Source organism: Streptomyces sp. NBC_00028, from assembly GCF_045041065.1.
Classification (GTDB): domain Bacteria; phylum Actinomycetota; class Actinomycetes; order Streptomycetales; family Streptomycetaceae; genus Streptomyces.
Genome location: NZ_CP108293.1, coordinates 2,984,518 through 2,999,232, shown reverse-complemented (window position 1 = coordinate 2,999,232; position 14,715 = coordinate 2,984,518). Strand labels below are relative to the sequence as shown.

The window sequence follows — 14,715 nt, the reverse complement described above, 5'->3', positions numbered from 1 at the left end:
GGCACGCGCGGGAGGAGAGGGGTGCGAATCAGCAGGACGGACGACACACGCAGCCCGCATAGCGGACCAGGTCCATATGGACCCTCCGCCACAGGCGCACACAGGTGTCGGTCATGGTGCGGAGTACAGCATGACGGTGCAGAAGGGTCAACTCACCGTCACTATGTGGAACGCACGCCAGTGCGAACGCCGCCCGGCCCGGGAGCGGCGCCTCCACCTCAGCGCGACCCCGCTCCCGCACCGGCCTCCGCCTCCGCCCTCGCCGGCCCGCCCAGCGTCGCCTCCGCCGCCGCGTACAGGTCGGCGGGACGGACGCCGCTCAGTGCGGTCACGAGGTGGCCGTCGGGACGTACCAGCAGGACGCTGTGCGCCGCCGCGCCCGGGTAACTCTCCGCGACCAGCAGCTCGGCGGGATGCGGCAACGCGGTCACCGCGGCCGCCAGGCGTGGCATGACCCCGGCGGTCACCCAGTGCTTGCGCTCCCACACGCCCGTGCCCGGCGCGATGAGGACGACGAGCAGCGTCCCGCGACCGAGCCGGTCCCGGAGTCGTACGAACGAGCCGTCCTCGGCCGTGACCCGGACATCGGCGACCGGCGCCCCCGGAACCGTGTCGACCGCGACCTCGGCCTCCAGGTGTCGGGGCGCCAGCGGCGAGTCGGCGTACGCCCCCGGCGCACCGAGCGCGCCGCGCCCCAGATGGCCGTCGGCGAGCAGCGCGTCATGACCCCGGGCCGAGCCCGGCACGTACGCGCGCAGTCCGCCACCGCCGCGCAGCAGCGGCAGGGCCTGGTCGGCGGCGCGCAGCCGGGCGGCGACGACGCCACGGCGCTCGGCCTGGTAGCTGTCGAGCAGCGCCTCGTGCGGACCGTGGTGCCAGGCGAGGGCCAGCTTCCAGGCGAGGTTGTCGGCGTCTCTGAGCCCCTCGTCCAGCCCCTGCGTACCGAGCGCGCCGAGCAGATGCGCCGCGTCCCCGGCGAGGAACACCCGGCCGACCCGCCAGCGGCGCGCGAGACGGTGGTGGACGGTGTGCACACCGGTGTCGAGGAGGTCGTACGACGGGGTCGGGCCGTCGCTCCAGCCGGCGAGGGTCTCCCGGATCCGGGCCAGCAGCAGCTCGGGTGTGACGAGGTCCTTGCCCGGCGGGAGCAGCCAGTCGAGGCGCCAGACGCCGTCCGGGAGCGGGCGTCCGGTCACCTCCCCGGCCGAAGGTCCGGACGTTCGCCACGATGGCATCCGATGGAGCAACGCCTCGCCCTCCCACGGAAGTTCCGTGCGCAGCGCGGCGACGGCGTGTCGCTCCACCGCGGTGCGGCCGGGGAAGCGGATGTCCTGGAGTTTGCGGACCGTGGAGCGCGGGCCGTCGCAGCCGACCAGGTAACTGCCACGCCACCACGTGCCCTTGGGGCCGCGGGTGTGCGCGGTGACGCCGGACTTCTCCTGCTCGACGGTGTCGAGGCGGCTGTCGACGGCGATCTTGACGAGCGATTCGTGCGCTGCCGCCTCGCGGAGCAAGCCGGTCAGGACGTGCTGGGCGATGTGCAGCGGAGCCGCCTGGGGGGCGTCGTCGAAGGAGACCTCGCGCATCACCTGCTTGCGGCGCAACGACCGCCATCCGGCCCAGTGGCAGCCCACCCCGTCGAGCGCGACGCCGGTCAGCCGCTCCATCAGGGCGGCGCTGTCCTCACGCAGCACGACCGTGCGCGCCGGGCGGGGTTCGTCCTTGCCAGGGCCCTCGTCGAGGACGACGGACGGTACGTCCTGGCGGGCCAGCGCGAGGGCGAGCGTGAGCCCGACGGGCCCCGCTCCGACGATGATCACCGGGTCCACGGCGAGGCGCCCCCTGCCCGCGGCGGCGTCCCGGGGGACGTGGGTGAACAGAGGGTTGGAGCGGGGTGCACGATCACAGAACGTATGCAACCCATTGCCGGTGCTTGCGTCAAGTGACGGAGGCAGTGGCGATCATGCCACTGCCTCCACACTGCTCACGGCCCTGGGACCATGTCGTTCAAGCCACTTGACTGATCATCAGGCTGATCACTTCTTCTTGATGAAGGTGAAGCCACTCGGGCCGCCGCCCTCGCCGCCGGTCGCGAAGCTGCCCCCGACCTCCCCGGCGTTGATGTCGTCGATGTTGTCGGCACCGAGCACCGCCCCCGTGCTCCTCTTGCTCCGCCGCAGCCGCTTCTCCAGCCAGCTCGCGAAGCTGGTCAGGATGAAGTTCACGACGATGTAGATGATCGCCACGATGACGAAGCTCTGGATGACGTTGGCGTAGTTCGCCGCCAGGGTCGCGCGCTCGCTCAGCAGTTCGGTGAAGCCGATCATGACGCCGCCGAGCGCGGTGTCCTTCACGATGACGACGAGCTGGCTGACGATGGCCGGGAGCATCGCGGTGACGGCCTGCGGGAGCAGGATCAGCGTCATCGTCTGGCCCTTGCGCAGACCGACCGCCTGGGCCGCCTCCGTCTGCCCCTTGGGCAGCGCGAGGATGCCGGCCCGGACGACCTCGGCGAGGACCGCGGCGTTGTACAGCACGAGGCCGGTGACGACCGCGTACAGCGGCCGGTTCTCGGTGCCGACGTCCGTCGAGCGGGCGTAGATCTCGTTGGCGAACAGCATGAGCAGCAGGACCGGGATGGCGCGGAAGAACTCGACCACCGTGCCGGCCACGCCCCGCACCCAGCGGTGGTCGGAGAGGCGGGCGATGCCGAAGACCGCGCCGAGCGGGAGGGCGATCACCATGGCGAGCGCCGCCGCCTTGAGGGTCTCGCCGAGGCCCGGCAGGAGGTAGGTCGTCCAGGTCTCCGACTGGGTGAACGGCTTCCACAGGGACCATTCCAGCTGGCCCTTGTCGTCCAGTGCCGACCAGACCCACCACGCCAGGAGCAGGAGCAGGACGACGAAGACCACCGAGAGGATCACATTGCGCCGCTTGGCGCGGGGGCCCGGAGTGTCGTACAGGACCGAGCTCATCGCTTCACCGCCAGTCGCTTGCTCAGCCAGCCGAGGATGAGGCCGGTGGGCAGGGTCAGTACCACGAAACCGAAGGCGAAGATCGCGCCGATGAGCAGCGTCTGAGCCTCGTTCTCGATCATTTCCTTCATCAGGTACGCGGCCTCGGCGACGCCGATCGCGGCGGCCACGGTGGTGTTCTTCGTCAGCGCGATCAGTACGTTGGCCAGCGGGCCGATCACCGCGCGGAACGCCTGCGGCAGCACGATGAGCCGCAGGGTCTGGGTGAAGTTCAGGCCGATCGCGCGGGCCGCCTCGGCCTGGCCCATCGGCACCGTGTTGATGCCGGAGCGCAGCGCCTCGCAGACGAAGGCCGCGGTGTAGGCGGTGAAGCCGAGGATCGCCAGCCGGAAGCCCTGGACCTTGAAGTCCGAGGCACCCATCGTCACGTGGAAGATGTCCGCGAGACCCAGCGAGCAGAACAGGATGATGACGGTCAGGGGGATGTTCCGGACGATGTTCACGTAGGCCGTGCCGAAGCCCCGCATGAGCGGGACCGGGCTGACCCGCATCGCGGCCAGCAGGGTGCCCCAGACCAGGGAGCCGATGCCGGAGAAGAACGTGAGCTTCACCGTCATCCAGAACGCGCCCAGCAGGGTGGGGTTGTCATAGTCGGAGAGAAAGTCGAACACGATGTCCCGCGCTTCCGGGTGGGTGGCGTACGTGGACGGCAGGGCGCGCCGCCGCCGACATCGCGGAGGACGGCGGCACGCCCAGGGACCGTTGCGCTGTTACTTGACGATGACGCCGATCTTCGGGGCGGGCTCGTTCTGGTAGTTCGCGGGGCCGAAGTTGTCCTTGACGGCCTTGTCCCAGCTGCCGTCGCTGACCATCTTCTCGAGGGCCTTGTTGATCTTGTCGACGGTCGCGGTGTCGCCCTTCTTCACACCGATGCCGTAGTTCTCGTTGCTCAGCTTGAGGCCGGCCAGCTTGAACTTGCCCTTGTACTGCGACTGGGCGGCGAAACCGGCGAGGATCGAGTCGTCGGTGGTGACGGCGTCGACGGTGCCGCTCTGGAGGGCCGCGATGCACTCGGAGTAGCCGCTGTACTCCTTGAGGTTGGCCTTCGGCGCGATGTCGTTCTTGACGTTCTGCGCCGAGGTCGAACCGGTCACCGAACACAGGTTCTTGCCGTTGAGGTCGGTGCCCTTGGCGATGTCCGAGTCCGACTTGACCAGCAGGTCCTGGTGGGCCAACAGGTACGGGCCGGCGAAGTCGACCTTCTGCTTGCGCTCGTCGTTGATCGAGTAGGTCGCGGCGATGAACTTCACGTCGCCACGGGCCAGCGCGTTCTCACGGTCGGCGCTCTTGGTCTCGACGAACTCGATCTGGTCGGCGTTGTAGCCGAGCTGCTTGGCCACGTACGTCGCCACGTCCACGTCGAAGCCGGAGAAGGAGCCGTCGGGCTTCTTGAGGCCGAGACCGGGCTGGTCGAACTTGATGCCGACCTTGATCTTGTCACCGCCGCCGGAACCGGAGCCGCTGTCGTCCTTGTCGTCGCCGCCGCAGGCGGTCGCGGTCAGCGAGAGGACGAGCGCAGCGGCGGCCGCCGCGGTGACCTTGCGGAGCTTCATGGTGAACATCCTTTGTGTGAAGAGAGATGCGGGCCGTCGAGGCGGGTGACGTGGGTCTGACGCGCTGTCAGTGGTGGCATGGGCCGCTGCCAGTGGTCGCTGCCTGTGGTCGCTGTCAGTGGTGCAGGATCTTGGACAGGAAGTCCTTGGCGCGGTCGCTGCGCGGAGCGCTGAAGAACTGGTCGGGCACAGCTTCCTCGACGATGCGGCCGTCCGCCATGAAGACCACTCGGTTCGCCGCCGAACGGGCGAACCCCATCTCGTGGGTGACGACGATCATGGTCATGCCGTCCCGGGCGAGCTGCTGCATGACCTCGAGGACCTCGTTGATCATCTCCGGGTCGAGCGCCGACGTGGGCTCGTCGAAGAGCATGACCTTGGGGTCCATGGCCAGCGCCCGGGCGATGGCGACACGCTGCTGCTGGCCGCCGGAGAGCTGTGCGGGGTACTTGTCCGCCTGGCTGGCCACACCGACCCGGTCGAGCAGGGACCGGGCCTTCTCCTCGGCCGCCTTCTTGTCCGCCTTGCGGACCTTGATCTGGCCGAGCATCACGTTCTCGAGCACGGTCTTGTGCGCGAAGAGGTTGAAGGACTGGAAGACCATCCCGACGTCGGCTCGCAGCCGCGCGAGCTCCTTGCCCTCCGCGGGCAGGGGCTTGCCGTCGATGGCGATGGTGCCGGAGTCGATCGTCTCCAGACGGTTGATGGTGCGGCACAGCGTCGACTTGCCGGACCCGGAGGGTCCGATCACGACGACGACCTCACCGCGGGCGATCGTCAGATCGATGTCCTGGAGAACATGCAACGCGCCGAAGTGCTTGTTGACGCTCTTCAGGACGACCAGTTCGCCGGTTGCGGCCGCGTCTTGCTTGGCCACCGATACTTCGGTCATCGCTCTCGGGCTCCGTCCTCCTCGGTTTCGGAGGACAGTAGTGACCCCACGCGACCTGCGTCATTACCTTTGAGGGGAATCTGAGCATCACGATCCGATAGCAATCGGACACGTGTCGTAGCAGTTGTCAGCAGGCCGCATATCGGCCGGGTAACGGAAGCGGCCCGCAACCGGAACCCACTTGACGCCGTCCTCTTCCATCAGCGTGACTGCAACGTGCACGCGCGCGCGTGCACGCGTTTTTGTACCCATCTCGATCGTACGGCTGATGAAGCGAAGGAGGGCCGGATGAGACTGCTCCTCGTCGAGGACGACAATCACGTCGCCGCCGCCCTGTCCGCGGTCCTGGCCCGCCACGGGTTCGACGTGACGCACGCCCGAAGCGGGGAGGAAGCTCTCCAGGCACTCGTCCCGGAAAGCGACGGCTTCGGCGTCGTCCTGCTCGACCTGGGGCTGCCCGACCAGGACGGTTACGAGGTCTGCGGCAAGATCCGCAAACGCACCAGCACCCCGGTGATCATGGTCACCGCCCGCTCCGACGTCCGCTCCCGCATCCACGGCCTCAACCTCGGGGCCGACGACTACGTGGTGAAGCCGTACGACACCGGCGAACTGCTGGCCCGGATCCACGCCGTCAGCCGCCGCACCACACATGAGGACACCCCGGGCGGCGCCGACACCACGCTGGTCCTCGGGTCGGTCCACATAGAACTGCCGACCCGTCAGGTCAGCGTGGACGGTTCCGTCGTCCAGCTGACCCGCAAGGAGTTCGACCTGCTCGCCCTGCTGGCCCAGCGCCCCGGTGTCGTCTTCCGCCGGGAGCAGATCATCAGCGAGGTCTGGCGCACCAGCTGGGAGGGGACCGGACGCACCCTGGAGGTCCATGTCGCCTCCCTGCGCGCCAAGTTGCGCATGCCGGCCCTCATCGAGACCGTACGCGGCGTCGGCTACCGACTCGTCGCCCCGTCCTCGTAGCGGGCCCGGGTGCGCACACGACTCCTCCCGCTGCTCATCGTCCTGATGGCGGCCATGCTGTTGGCGCTCGGCATTCCGCTCGGCATCGGCATGGCCTCGGCCCAGCAGCAGAAAGTGGTCGTCGACCGGATCGACGACACCGCGCACTTCGCGGCCCTCGCCCAGTACGTCACCGGGCCCGACGACGAACGCCAGGACACGCTGGAGAGCGAACTCGAGAGCTATTACGAGGTCTACGACATCCGTGTCGGCGTCTTCTACCGCACCGACGTGCCCATGGCCAACGCGCCGACGACCTGGTTCCTCCCCGAGACGGGCGAGGTGCGCGAGGCGTTCGAGGAGGCGCGGCTCAGCCGGCGCAGCCAGAACCCGCACCAGGTGTGGCCCTGGGAGCGCACCCGGCTCGTCGTCGCCTCCCCGGTCATCCGGGACGGCGATGTCGTCGCGGTCGTCGTGACCGACTCGCCGACCGGGGAGATGCGGTCGCGGATTTTGCACAACTGGCTGGTGATCGGCGCGGGCCTGATGGCCGCGATGCTGCTGGCCGTCGGTGCCGCGCTGCGGCTCACCGGCTGGGTACTGCGGCCCGTACGCGTCCTGGACGCCACCACGCACGCGATCGCGAGCGGCAGCCTGAAGTCCCGGGTCGCCGCCGCCGGCGGGCCGCCGGAACTCCGGCGCCTGGCCCACTCGTTCAACGAGATGGCGGACAACGTCGAGGACGTCCTGGAGCAGCAGCGCGCCTTCGTCGCCGACGCCTCCCACCAACTGCGCAACCCGCTGGCCGCGTTGCTCCTCCGCATCGAGCTGCTCGCGTTCGAACTCCCGGAGGGCAACAAGGAGATCGCCTCGGTCCAGACGGAGGGCAAGCGCCTCGCGCAGGTCTTGGACGACCTGCTCGACCTGGCCCTGGCCGAGCACACCGACGCGGACCTGCGCATCACGGACATCGGCGCGCTGGCCGCCGAGCGGGTCGCGGCCTGGGCGCCGACCGCCGAGGCCAAGGGCGTACGACTGGTCGGCGACTGCCCGCCGACCACCGCCTGGGCCGATCCGATCACCCTGTCCAGCGCGCTGGACGCGGTCATCGACAACGCCGTGAAGTTCACGCCCGAGGACGAGTGCGTCGAGGTGACGGTCTCCACCAGCGGCCGGAGGGCCACCGTGGTGGTCACCGACCTGGGCCCCGGCCTCACGGACGAGGAACTCGCCCGCGTCGGCGACCGTTTCTGGCGCAGCGGCCGCCATCAGAACATCAAGGGCTCCGGCCTCGGCCTGTCCATCTCCCGCGCGCTGTTGGCCGCGGGCGGGGGCGCGATCTCGTACGAGCACCATGAACCGCACGGCCTGAAGGTGACGGTGACGGTGCCGCGCAGCGCCGTCTGAGGGCCGGGCAGGTCGGGCGGGTCCGGTCGGGTCGGGTCGGGTTACGGCTTGACCGAGCGGTAGTAGTTCCGCGCGCCCTCGTGGAGCTGGAGCGGGGACGTGTAGATCGCCGTGCGCAGGTCGACCAGCTGGGCCGAGTGCACCTCGGCGCCGATCTTGTCCCGGCTGCGCAGGACGGTACGGGTCAGCCACTCGGTGAGCCGGGGGTCCAGGTCCTTGCGGGTGATCAGCAGGTTGGAGACCGCGATCGTCGGGACCGAGTACCCCTCCTGGACGTCGTAGGTCGACTCCGGGATGTTGGTGGGGCGGTAGTAGCGCATGGCCGCGCCCTGGGTGTGCAGCTCGGTGATCAGGCTGCTGTCGATCGGCACGAACTTGAAGGACTCGTTCTCGGCGAGCGTCTTCAGGCCGCTGGTCGGCAGCCCGCCGGACCAGAAGAACGCGTCGAACGTACGGCCGAGCCGCGAGGCGTCGTTGATGCCGTACGGCAGCGCCGTGATGTCCTTGTCCGGGTCGATGCCGGCTGCCTCCAGCACCCGGTCGGCGATGAGCCGTACCCCAGACTTGGGCAGCCCCACGGCCACCCGCTTGCCCTTCAGGTCGGCGACCGACCGGATGTCCGAGCCCGGCGGGACGATCAGCTGCACATAGTCGTCGTACAGACGCGCGACGCCGCGCAGGCGGCTCGCCTCGGACGGGTGGTCGAGCGCGTACGTCTCCACCGCGTCGGCCGCCGCGATGGCGAAGTCGGCTTCGCCGGACGCCACGCGCGCGACGTTGTCCTGGGAGCCGGCGCTGGTCTGGAGCTCCACCTTCAGGTCGGGCATGTCCTTGGCGAACTCGTCGCTGAGCTGGTTGCCGTACTCCGCGTAGACCCCGCCGCGCGAGCCGGTGCTGAACCTGATGGCGCCGCCCGGAGGCTCCTCGCCCAGCGGGAGCAGCCACCACAGCAGCAGCCCGAAGGCGACGAAACCGGCGGCCGCGCCCTGAAGCGCCCGGCTCCTGCTGATGCGGGGGAACATGCTGGACATGCGCGCGATCCTGCCAGGCCGGACGCGGTGCTGGCCAGGGCGAGGGTCACAGGGGGTGGCGGGAGGGGGGCGAGGGACGGCACAGGGGGGTCACTGGGAGGGGGCGGTGGGGGGCCTCTTCTGGGCGTGGGGTGGGGGCGTGCGAGGGGCAGTGGCGGGGGCTTGCGGGGATGGCGGTGGAGGGCGTGCCGGGGCGGCGAGGTGGGGCGCGGTGAGGGGCCATGCCGGGGCGGCGAGGGTGGGGTTTTCGCGGGTGGTGGCGGGGCTATGCGGGGGGAGCGGTGGGGGCTTGCAGGGATAGAAGTCAGGGGCCATGCCGGGGCGGCGAGGGTGGGGTTTTCGCGGGTGGTGGCGGGGCTATGCGGGGGGAGCGGTGGGGGCTTGCAGGGATAGAAGTCAGGGGCCATGCCGGGGCGGCGAGGGTGGGGTTTTCGCGGGCGGTGGCGGGGCCATGCGGGGCAGCGGTGGGGGCTTGCAGGGATAGAAGTCAGGGGCCATGCCGGGGCGGCGAGGGTGGGGCTTTCGCGGGTGGTGGCGGGGCCATGCGGGGGCAGCGCTGGGGTGACGTTCGGCGGGCGGTGGTGCGGGGCTTCGGGAGGCCATGCCGGGGTGGCGAGGTGGGGGCTTTCGGGGGCGGCAGCGAGGCCATGCGGGGCCGTAAGCGGCAGCGGTGGGATGGTGTTCGGCGGACGGCGGTGCGGGATTTCGGGAGGCGTGGGGTGGCGTTGGCGGACGCCGGTGCGGGACCTCGGGAGGGCACGGGGTGCGAGGCGGGAGCAAGGTCGGCACGGGGTGCGAGGCGAGCAACGTGGGCGCGGGGTGGTGTCAGTGGTGGCCGCTAGGGTCGGCGCATGAGTTCTTCGCCCGCCGACCTCGTCCGTGCGTTCCACCTCGCCATGGGGCTCGACGCCCGCAGTACGCCGACCGCCGTGTCGCCGGAGCTGGCCGCCCACCGGGGTGAGCTGCTCGCCGAAGAGGCCGCTGAGGTGGCGGAGGTGTCCGTGGCGGGCCCCCTGGACCGGCTGGCGCACGAACTCGCCGACGTCGTCTACGTGGCGTACGGCACCGCCCTGGTGCACGGCATCGATCTCGACGCGGTCATCGCCGAGATCCACCGCTCCAACATGACGAAGCTGGGGCCCGACGGACGCGTGGCCCGCCGGGCCGACGGCAAGGTCCTCAAGGGGGAGCATTACGAGGCGCCGGATGTGTCCGGGGTGCTGCGGCGGCAGGGGTGGGAGCCGGAGGGGGACGGTGACCTGGTGCCGGGGGAGGTGGCCTGACCGACCCGGTCTGCCCACCGGCGGCCAGGCTCGCCGACACGGACACCCCGGCTTGTCCACTCGGCCGGTCCCGGTCTGCCCAACGGGTTGTTCCCGGAGGACCCTCAGGGTCGCTGATCCCGCTCAGTGCGTGCCTGCCCCGGCCACTGGTGCTGCCTCAGGGCCGACTGGCTCTGCCGACATGTCCTCCGGTTGCCCAGGCCAGTTGTCCAGACTCCTCGGCCGCTTCCTTGGCAGCGCTGTTGGGCCCGCGCGCCCGCCTGTATCCGCTGACCCATCCGGCTCACGCTGCCCCGCTCGGCGGAACAGGCCCCCCACCCCGCGCCGCCCGGCGTTCTCAGAGCCCGCCTCGGGCCCTCCGCGCCCACCGCGCCCGACCACCCCGCCTCAATCAATTACCGACGGCTCCCGCACCGCGGGTTCCTCCCGGCGTGGGCGGGATCGACCGAACCACCGTGACGCCAGCGGTTCCGTGTAGCGGGCGGTGAGGGGGCCGAGGACGACCAGGATGAGGACGTACGCCGTGGCGAGCGGGCCCAGGGACGGTTCGATGCCGGCCGTGACCGCCAGGCCCGCGATGACGATGGAGAACTCGCCGCGGGCCACCAGTGCCCCGCCGGTCCGCCAGCGACCCTTCTCGGAGATGCCGGCCCGCCGGGCCGCCCAGTAACCGGTGGCGATCTTCGTCGCCGCCGTGACCAGGGCCAGCGCCAGGGCCGGCACCAACACCGGGGGGATGCTCGCCGGGTCCGTGTGCAGGCCGAAGAAGACGAAGAAGACCGCGGCGAACAGGTCCCGCAGTGGGCTGAGCAGGGTGTGCGCGCCCTCGGCCACCTCGCCGGACAGCGCGATGCCGACCAGGAAGGCACCGACGGCCGCCGACACCTGGAGCTGCTGGGCGACGCCCGCCACCAGGATCGTCAGCCCCAGCACCACCAGGAGCAGCTTCTCGGGGTCGTCGCTCGACACGAACCGTGAGATGAGCCGGCCGTAGCGGACCGCCACGAACAGCACCAGGCCCGCCGCCCCCAGCGCGATGGCCAGCGTCAGACTTCCGGCCAGCAGCCCGGCGCCCGCCACCAGCGCGGTGACGATCGGCAGGTAGACCGCCATCGCCAGGTCTTCGAGGACCAGGACGCTGAGGATCACCGGGGTTTCGCGATTGCCGACGCGTCCCAGGTCGCCGAGGACCTTCGCGATGACGCCGGACGACGAGATCCAGGTGACGCCGGCCAGCACCACGGCGGCCACCGGGCCCCAGCCCAGCAGCAGCGCGGCCGCCGCTCCCGGCAGGGCGTTCAGGCCGGCGTCGACCAGCCCCGACGGGTAGTGCGCCTTGAGGTTCGTGACCAGGTCGCCCGCCGAGTACTCCAGGCCGAGCATCAGCAGGAGCAGGATGACGCCGATCTCGGCGCCGGTCGCGACGAACTCCTCGCTCGCGCCGAGCGGCAGCAGCCCGCCCTCGCCGAAGGCCAGCCCGGCCAGGAGGTAGAGGGGGATGGGGGAGAGGCGGAAACGGGCGGCGAACCGGCCTAGCAGGCCGAGGCCGAGGATGATGGAACCGAACTCGATCAACAGGACCGCGGAGTGCACCGGTTCCCTCACTCCCGCCCGAGTATCGCCGCGGCCGCGTCGACACCCTCACGGGTGCCGACGACGATGACCGTGTCCCCGCCCGCGAGCCGGAAGTCCGGCGCCGGTGACGGGATCGCCTCGGCCCGCCGCAGCACGGCGACGATCGACGCGCCCGTGTCGGTCCGCATCCGCGTCTCGCCGAGCAGCCGCCCGTTCCAGTGCGACGCGGCGGCGACCTCGATGCGCTCGGCGACCAGACCCAGGTCGGTGGTGTAGAGCAGGCTCGCGCTGTGGTGGGAGGGCATGAGCGCGTCGATCAGCGAACCCGCCTCCGCGCCGGTCAGCCGCAGCGACTGGGCGCAGGAGTCCGGGTCATCGGCCCGGTACACGCTCACCGTCCGGGCTCCGTCGCGGTGCGCCACCACGGACAGATGGCGGTGTTCCCGGGTCACGAGGTCGTACTGGACCCCGATTCCCGGCAGCGGCGTCGCCCTCAGGCGCGGTGCAGACACGTTTCTTCCCCTCACGGTCGGTGATCGCGTGTACCGGATTGGCATGCTGCCATCGCCCCGTACGGTGGCGACATGGGTGGCGTCACGGATATACGCGAGCGGGGAGACAGTCCGAAGCTGGTATGGCGGACATCGGGAGAGAGGGGCGGGAACAGAAACGTGTCGCTGTTCTGGCGGATCTTCTCGCTCAACGCCGCCGGTCTGGTCGTGGCCGCCGCGCTGCTGCTGGGCCCCGTCACGGTGTCGACCCCCGTGACCGCGGCCGAGGCGGTCGTCGTGGTCGTCGGCCTCGCCCTGCTGCTCGCCGCCAACGCGCTCGTCCTGCGTATCGGCCTCGCCCCGCTGAAGCGGCTGGGCGGTGCCATGGCCGCCGCCGACCTGCTGCGGCCCGGGGCCCGTGCGACCGTCGCCGGTCCCGCGGAGGCGACCGAGCTCATCACGACGTACAACACCATGCTCGACCGGCTGGAGGCCGAGCGTGCCGCCGGAGCCGCCCGGGCCCTGTCCGCGCAGGAGCGCGAACGCCATCGCATCGCGCGCGAGCTGCACGACGAGGTCGGCCAGACCCTGACCGCCGTTCTTCTCCAGCTCAAACGCGTCGCCGACCGGGCCCCCGAAGAGCTGCGCGAGGAGGTCGGCCAGGCCCAGGAGGCCACCCGCGCGGGCCTCGACGAGATCCGCCGCATCGCCCGCCGCCTGCGCCCCGGCGTACTGGAGGAACTCGGTCTCGCCAGCGCCCTGCGCTCGCTCGCCGGAGAGTTCAGCGTGCACGGCCTGACGGTGCGCCACCACGTCCCCGGCGGACTGCCGCCCCTGACCGAGGAGTCCGAACTCGTGCTCTACCGGGTGGCCCAGGAGGGCCTCACCAACACCGTCCGGCACTCCGCCGCCGACCGCGCCGAGCTACGGCTCCAGCCGCTCGCGGACGGTGTGGAACTCCTCGTACGCGACAACGGCAGGGGGCTGGGAGACGCCACCGAAGGGGCCGGGCTACGGGGGATGCGGGAGCGGGCGCTGCTCATCGGGGCGGAGCTGAGTCTCACGGCGGCGCCGGGTGGGGGAACGGACGTACGACTGCTCGTCCGGGGGAACCGATGACCCCCGTTCGTGTACTGCTCGCCGACGACCACACCCTCGTACGACGGGGCGTACGGCTGATCCTCGACAGCGAGGAGGATCTGACGGTCGTGGCGGAGGCCGGGGACGGGGCCGAGGCCGTCGAGCTGGCACGCGCGCGTGAGGTGGATCTGGCCGTCCTCGACATCGCCATGCCCCGGATGACCGGGCTCCAGGCGGCCCGGGAGCTGTCGCGGAGACTGCCCGACCTGCGGATCCTGATCCTCACCATGTACGACAACGAGCAGTACTTCTTCGAGGCGCTCAAGGCCGGGGCCAGCGGTTATGTGCTCAAGTCCGTCGCCGACCGGGACCTGGTGGCGGCCTGCCGGAGCGCCGTACGCGACGAGCCGTTCGTCTACCCGGGCGCGGAACGCGCTCTTGTACGGTCGTATCTGGACCGCCTGCACCGGGGCGACGCGCTGCCCGCGCGGGCCGTCACCGAGCGCGAGGAGGAGATCCTCAAGCTCGTCGCCGAGGGGCACACCTCGAAGGAGATCGGCGAGCTGCTGTTCATCAGCACGAAGACGGTCGAGCGGCACCGCGCGAACCTGCTGGCCAAGCTCGGCATGCGGGACCGGCTGGAGCTGACCCGGTACGCGATCCGCGCGGGGCTGATCGAACCGTGAGCACCCGTCAGTAGCGCTGCGCCTTCGCGACCACCGCGGTCAGCTGGGGCTCGGCCGGCGCGGTGCTGATCGCGAGCGGCTGGGCCTTGCCGCCCGGCTTGAGGTCCTCCGCGCCGACGTACCGCGTCTGGACGACCTTGCCGTCGGGGTCGCGGAAGTCGACCTGGACGGCGTAGGAGGCGGTCTTGTCCGTGCTGTTGGTGATGTTCACGACCAGGGCGAGCAGGCCGGCGGTCTCGGAGCGGGGCTTGCCGGTGAGGGAGACGTCGGCGGTGGCGTTGCCCTTGCCGTCGACGTCCTTCAGCGCGTCCTTGGCCGCCTCGTTGGCGCGCTCGGTCTCCGCGTCCACCGAGGCCAGCCAGGCCGAGGCCCGTGCGGAGGCGCGCGCGGAGGCCGACGAGGCGGCTGCCGAGACCGACGCCTTGACGGACTCCTTGACGGAGGCGAGAGCGGACGGGGCGGACCCGGAGAACGACGCCGTGTCGGCCGCTGAGGCGCTGGACGTGGAGCCGTCGTCGCTGTCCGAACTGCACGAGACGAGCGACGCCGCGCTCAGCGCCGCCAGGACGACGCCGGCGATCGCGGTCGCGGTCCGACGCCGTTGCGTGGGATGTGACATGAGGTCCTCTCGGCGGCAGTTGTCACGATTCGTTCCCATCCTGCGGGCGAGCCGACGGCCCGGCCACTTCGGCGGGCCCTAATGGCTCGCACCACCGGTCGGAACGCCC

The 14,715-nt window shown here is 70.8% G+C and carries 15 protein-coding genes; 5 read left to right on the top strand and 10 right to left on the bottom strand.

Annotated elements, in window-relative coordinates; all coding sequences use genetic code 11:
* Positions 1-28 precede the first annotated feature (28 nt).
* From OG885_RS13065 to OG885_RS13040, 6 genes are all read right to left on the bottom strand, one after another.
* Positions 29-115 (bottom strand): putative leader peptide, encoded by an 87-nt coding sequence (locus tag OG885_RS13065; protein ID WP_313960178.1) that lies wholly within the window; start codon positions 113-115, stop codon positions 29-31.
* A 103-nt stretch (positions 116-218) separates the two neighbouring features.
* Positions 219-1,829: an FAD-dependent monooxygenase gene (locus OG885_RS13060; protein ID WP_405730551.1), complete on the bottom strand. Its 1,611-nt coding sequence runs from the start codon at positions 1,827-1,829 to the stop codon at positions 219-221.
* 207 nt (positions 1,830-2,036) lie between these two features.
* Positions 2,037-2,975, bottom strand: coding sequence for an amino acid ABC transporter permease (locus tag OG885_RS13055; RefSeq protein ID WP_405730549.1), 939 nt, complete (start codon positions 2,973-2,975; stop codon positions 2,037-2,039).
* On the bottom strand, positions 2,972-3,646 hold the full coding sequence (locus OG885_RS13050; RefSeq protein WP_405730547.1) for an amino acid ABC transporter permease: 675 nt from the start codon (positions 3,644-3,646) through the stop codon (positions 2,972-2,974). Before OG885_RS13050 ends, OG885_RS13055 begins: the two co-directional genes overlap by 4 nt.
* Positions 3,647-3,745: 99 nt before the next feature.
* Positions 3,746-4,588, bottom strand: coding sequence for a glutamate ABC transporter substrate-binding protein (locus OG885_RS13045; protein ID WP_405730545.1), 843 nt, complete (start codon positions 4,586-4,588; stop codon positions 3,746-3,748).
* 115 nt (positions 4,589-4,703) lie between these two features.
* A complete protein-coding gene (locus OG885_RS13040) occupies positions 4,704-5,480 on the bottom strand; it encodes an amino acid ABC transporter ATP-binding protein (RefSeq protein ID WP_399950176.1) in 777 nt (258 codons plus the stop codon).
* Between the two features lie 288 nt (positions 5,481-5,768).
* On the opposite strand from OG885_RS13040, the gene OG885_RS13035 reads away from it, so the two are divergent.
* Together OG885_RS13035 and OG885_RS13030 are read left to right on the top strand one after the other, a co-directional pair.
* Positions 5,769-6,455 (top strand): response regulator transcription factor, encoded by a 687-nt coding sequence (locus tag OG885_RS13035; protein ID WP_405730542.1) that lies wholly within the window; start codon positions 5,769-5,771, stop codon positions 6,453-6,455.
* Between the two features lie 9 nt (positions 6,456-6,464).
* The gene (locus OG885_RS13030; protein ID WP_405730540.1) at positions 6,465-7,841 is read left to right on the top strand and encodes an ATP-binding protein; all 1,377 of its coding nucleotides are present in this window, start codon (positions 6,465-6,467) and stop codon (positions 7,839-7,841) included.
* Between the two features lie 41 nt (positions 7,842-7,882).
* Here the strand turns inward: OG885_RS13030 and OG885_RS13025 are convergent, their stop codons facing one another.
* A complete protein-coding gene (locus OG885_RS13025; protein ID WP_405730538.1) occupies positions 7,883-8,872 on the bottom strand; it encodes a TAXI family TRAP transporter solute-binding subunit in 990 nt (329 codons plus the stop codon).
* An 851-nt stretch (positions 8,873-9,723) separates the two neighbouring features.
* Between OG885_RS13025 and OG885_RS13020 the strand changes: the two genes are divergently transcribed.
* A complete protein-coding gene (locus tag OG885_RS13020; RefSeq protein WP_405730536.1) occupies positions 9,724-10,155 on the top strand; it encodes a MazG nucleotide pyrophosphohydrolase domain-containing protein in 432 nt (143 codons plus the stop codon).
* 387 nt (positions 10,156-10,542) lie between these two features.
* On the opposite strand, the gene OG885_RS13015 is transcribed toward OG885_RS13020, so the two are convergent.
* Positions 10,543-11,748, bottom strand: coding sequence for a cation:proton antiporter (locus OG885_RS13015; RefSeq protein ID WP_405730534.1), 1,206 nt, complete (start codon positions 11,746-11,748; stop codon positions 10,543-10,545).
* An 8-nt stretch (positions 11,749-11,756) separates the two neighbouring features.
* Positions 11,757-12,242, bottom strand: coding sequence for a cation:proton antiporter regulatory subunit (locus OG885_RS13010; protein ID WP_405730532.1), 486 nt, complete (start codon positions 12,240-12,242; stop codon positions 11,757-11,759).
* 159 nt (positions 12,243-12,401) lie between these two features.
* Here OG885_RS13010 and OG885_RS13005 point away from each other — a divergent pair, with 159 nt between their 5' ends.
* Both OG885_RS13005 and OG885_RS13000 read left to right on the top strand, forming a co-directional pair.
* The gene (locus OG885_RS13005; RefSeq protein ID WP_405730530.1) at positions 12,402-13,340 is read left to right on the top strand and encodes a sensor histidine kinase; all 939 of its coding nucleotides are present in this window, start codon (positions 12,402-12,404) and stop codon (positions 13,338-13,340) included.
* Positions 13,337-13,987 carry a response regulator gene (locus OG885_RS13000; protein ID WP_405730528.1) on the top strand — a complete coding sequence of 217 codons (651 nt, stop codon included), beginning with the start codon at positions 13,337-13,339 and terminating at the stop codon, positions 13,985-13,987. The genes OG885_RS13005 and OG885_RS13000 overlap by 4 nt, the downstream gene beginning before the upstream one ends.
* A 7-nt stretch (positions 13,988-13,994) precedes the next feature.
* Here OG885_RS13000 and OG885_RS12995 read toward each other — a convergent pair whose 3' ends face one another.
* A complete protein-coding gene (locus tag OG885_RS12995; protein WP_405730526.1) occupies positions 13,995-14,606 on the bottom strand; it encodes a hypothetical protein in 612 nt (203 codons plus the stop codon).
* Positions 14,607-14,715: the final 109 nt, after the last annotated feature.

What these genes read in the sequence shown, in the direction of transcription:
- OG885_RS13065 (WP_313960178.1), bottom strand. Translation starts at nt 115, where the DNA reads ATGACCGACACCTGTGTGCGCCTGTGGCGGAGGGTCCATATGGACCTG.
- OG885_RS13055 (WP_405730549.1), bottom strand. Translation starts at nt 2,975, where the DNA reads ATGAGCTCGGTCCTGTACGACACTCCGGGCCCCCGCGCCAAGCGGCGC.
- OG885_RS13020 (WP_405730536.1), top strand. Translation starts at nt 9,724, where the DNA reads ATGAGTTCTTCGCCCGCCGACCTCGTCCGTGCGTTCCACCTCGCCATG.
- OG885_RS13045 (WP_405730545.1), bottom strand. Translation starts at nt 4,588, where the DNA reads ATGAAGCTCCGCAAGGTCACCGCGGCGGCCGCCGCTGCGCTCGTCCTC.
- OG885_RS13035 (WP_405730542.1), top strand. Translation starts at nt 5,769, where the DNA reads ATGAGACTGCTCCTCGTCGAGGACGACAATCACGTCGCCGCCGCCCTG.
- OG885_RS13040 (WP_399950176.1), bottom strand. Translation starts at nt 5,480, where the DNA reads ATGACCGAAGTATCGGTGGCCAAGCAAGACGCGGCCGCAACCGGCGAA.
- OG885_RS13000 (WP_405730528.1), top strand. Translation starts at nt 13,337, where the DNA reads ATGACCCCCGTTCGTGTACTGCTCGCCGACGACCACACCCTCGTACGA.
- OG885_RS12995 (WP_405730526.1), bottom strand. Translation starts at nt 14,606, where the DNA reads ATGTCACATCCCACGCAACGGCGTCGGACCGCGACCGCGATCGCCGGC.
- OG885_RS13025 (WP_405730538.1), bottom strand. Translation starts at nt 8,872, where the DNA reads ATGTCCAGCATGTTCCCCCGCATCAGCAGGAGCCGGGCGCTTCAGGGC.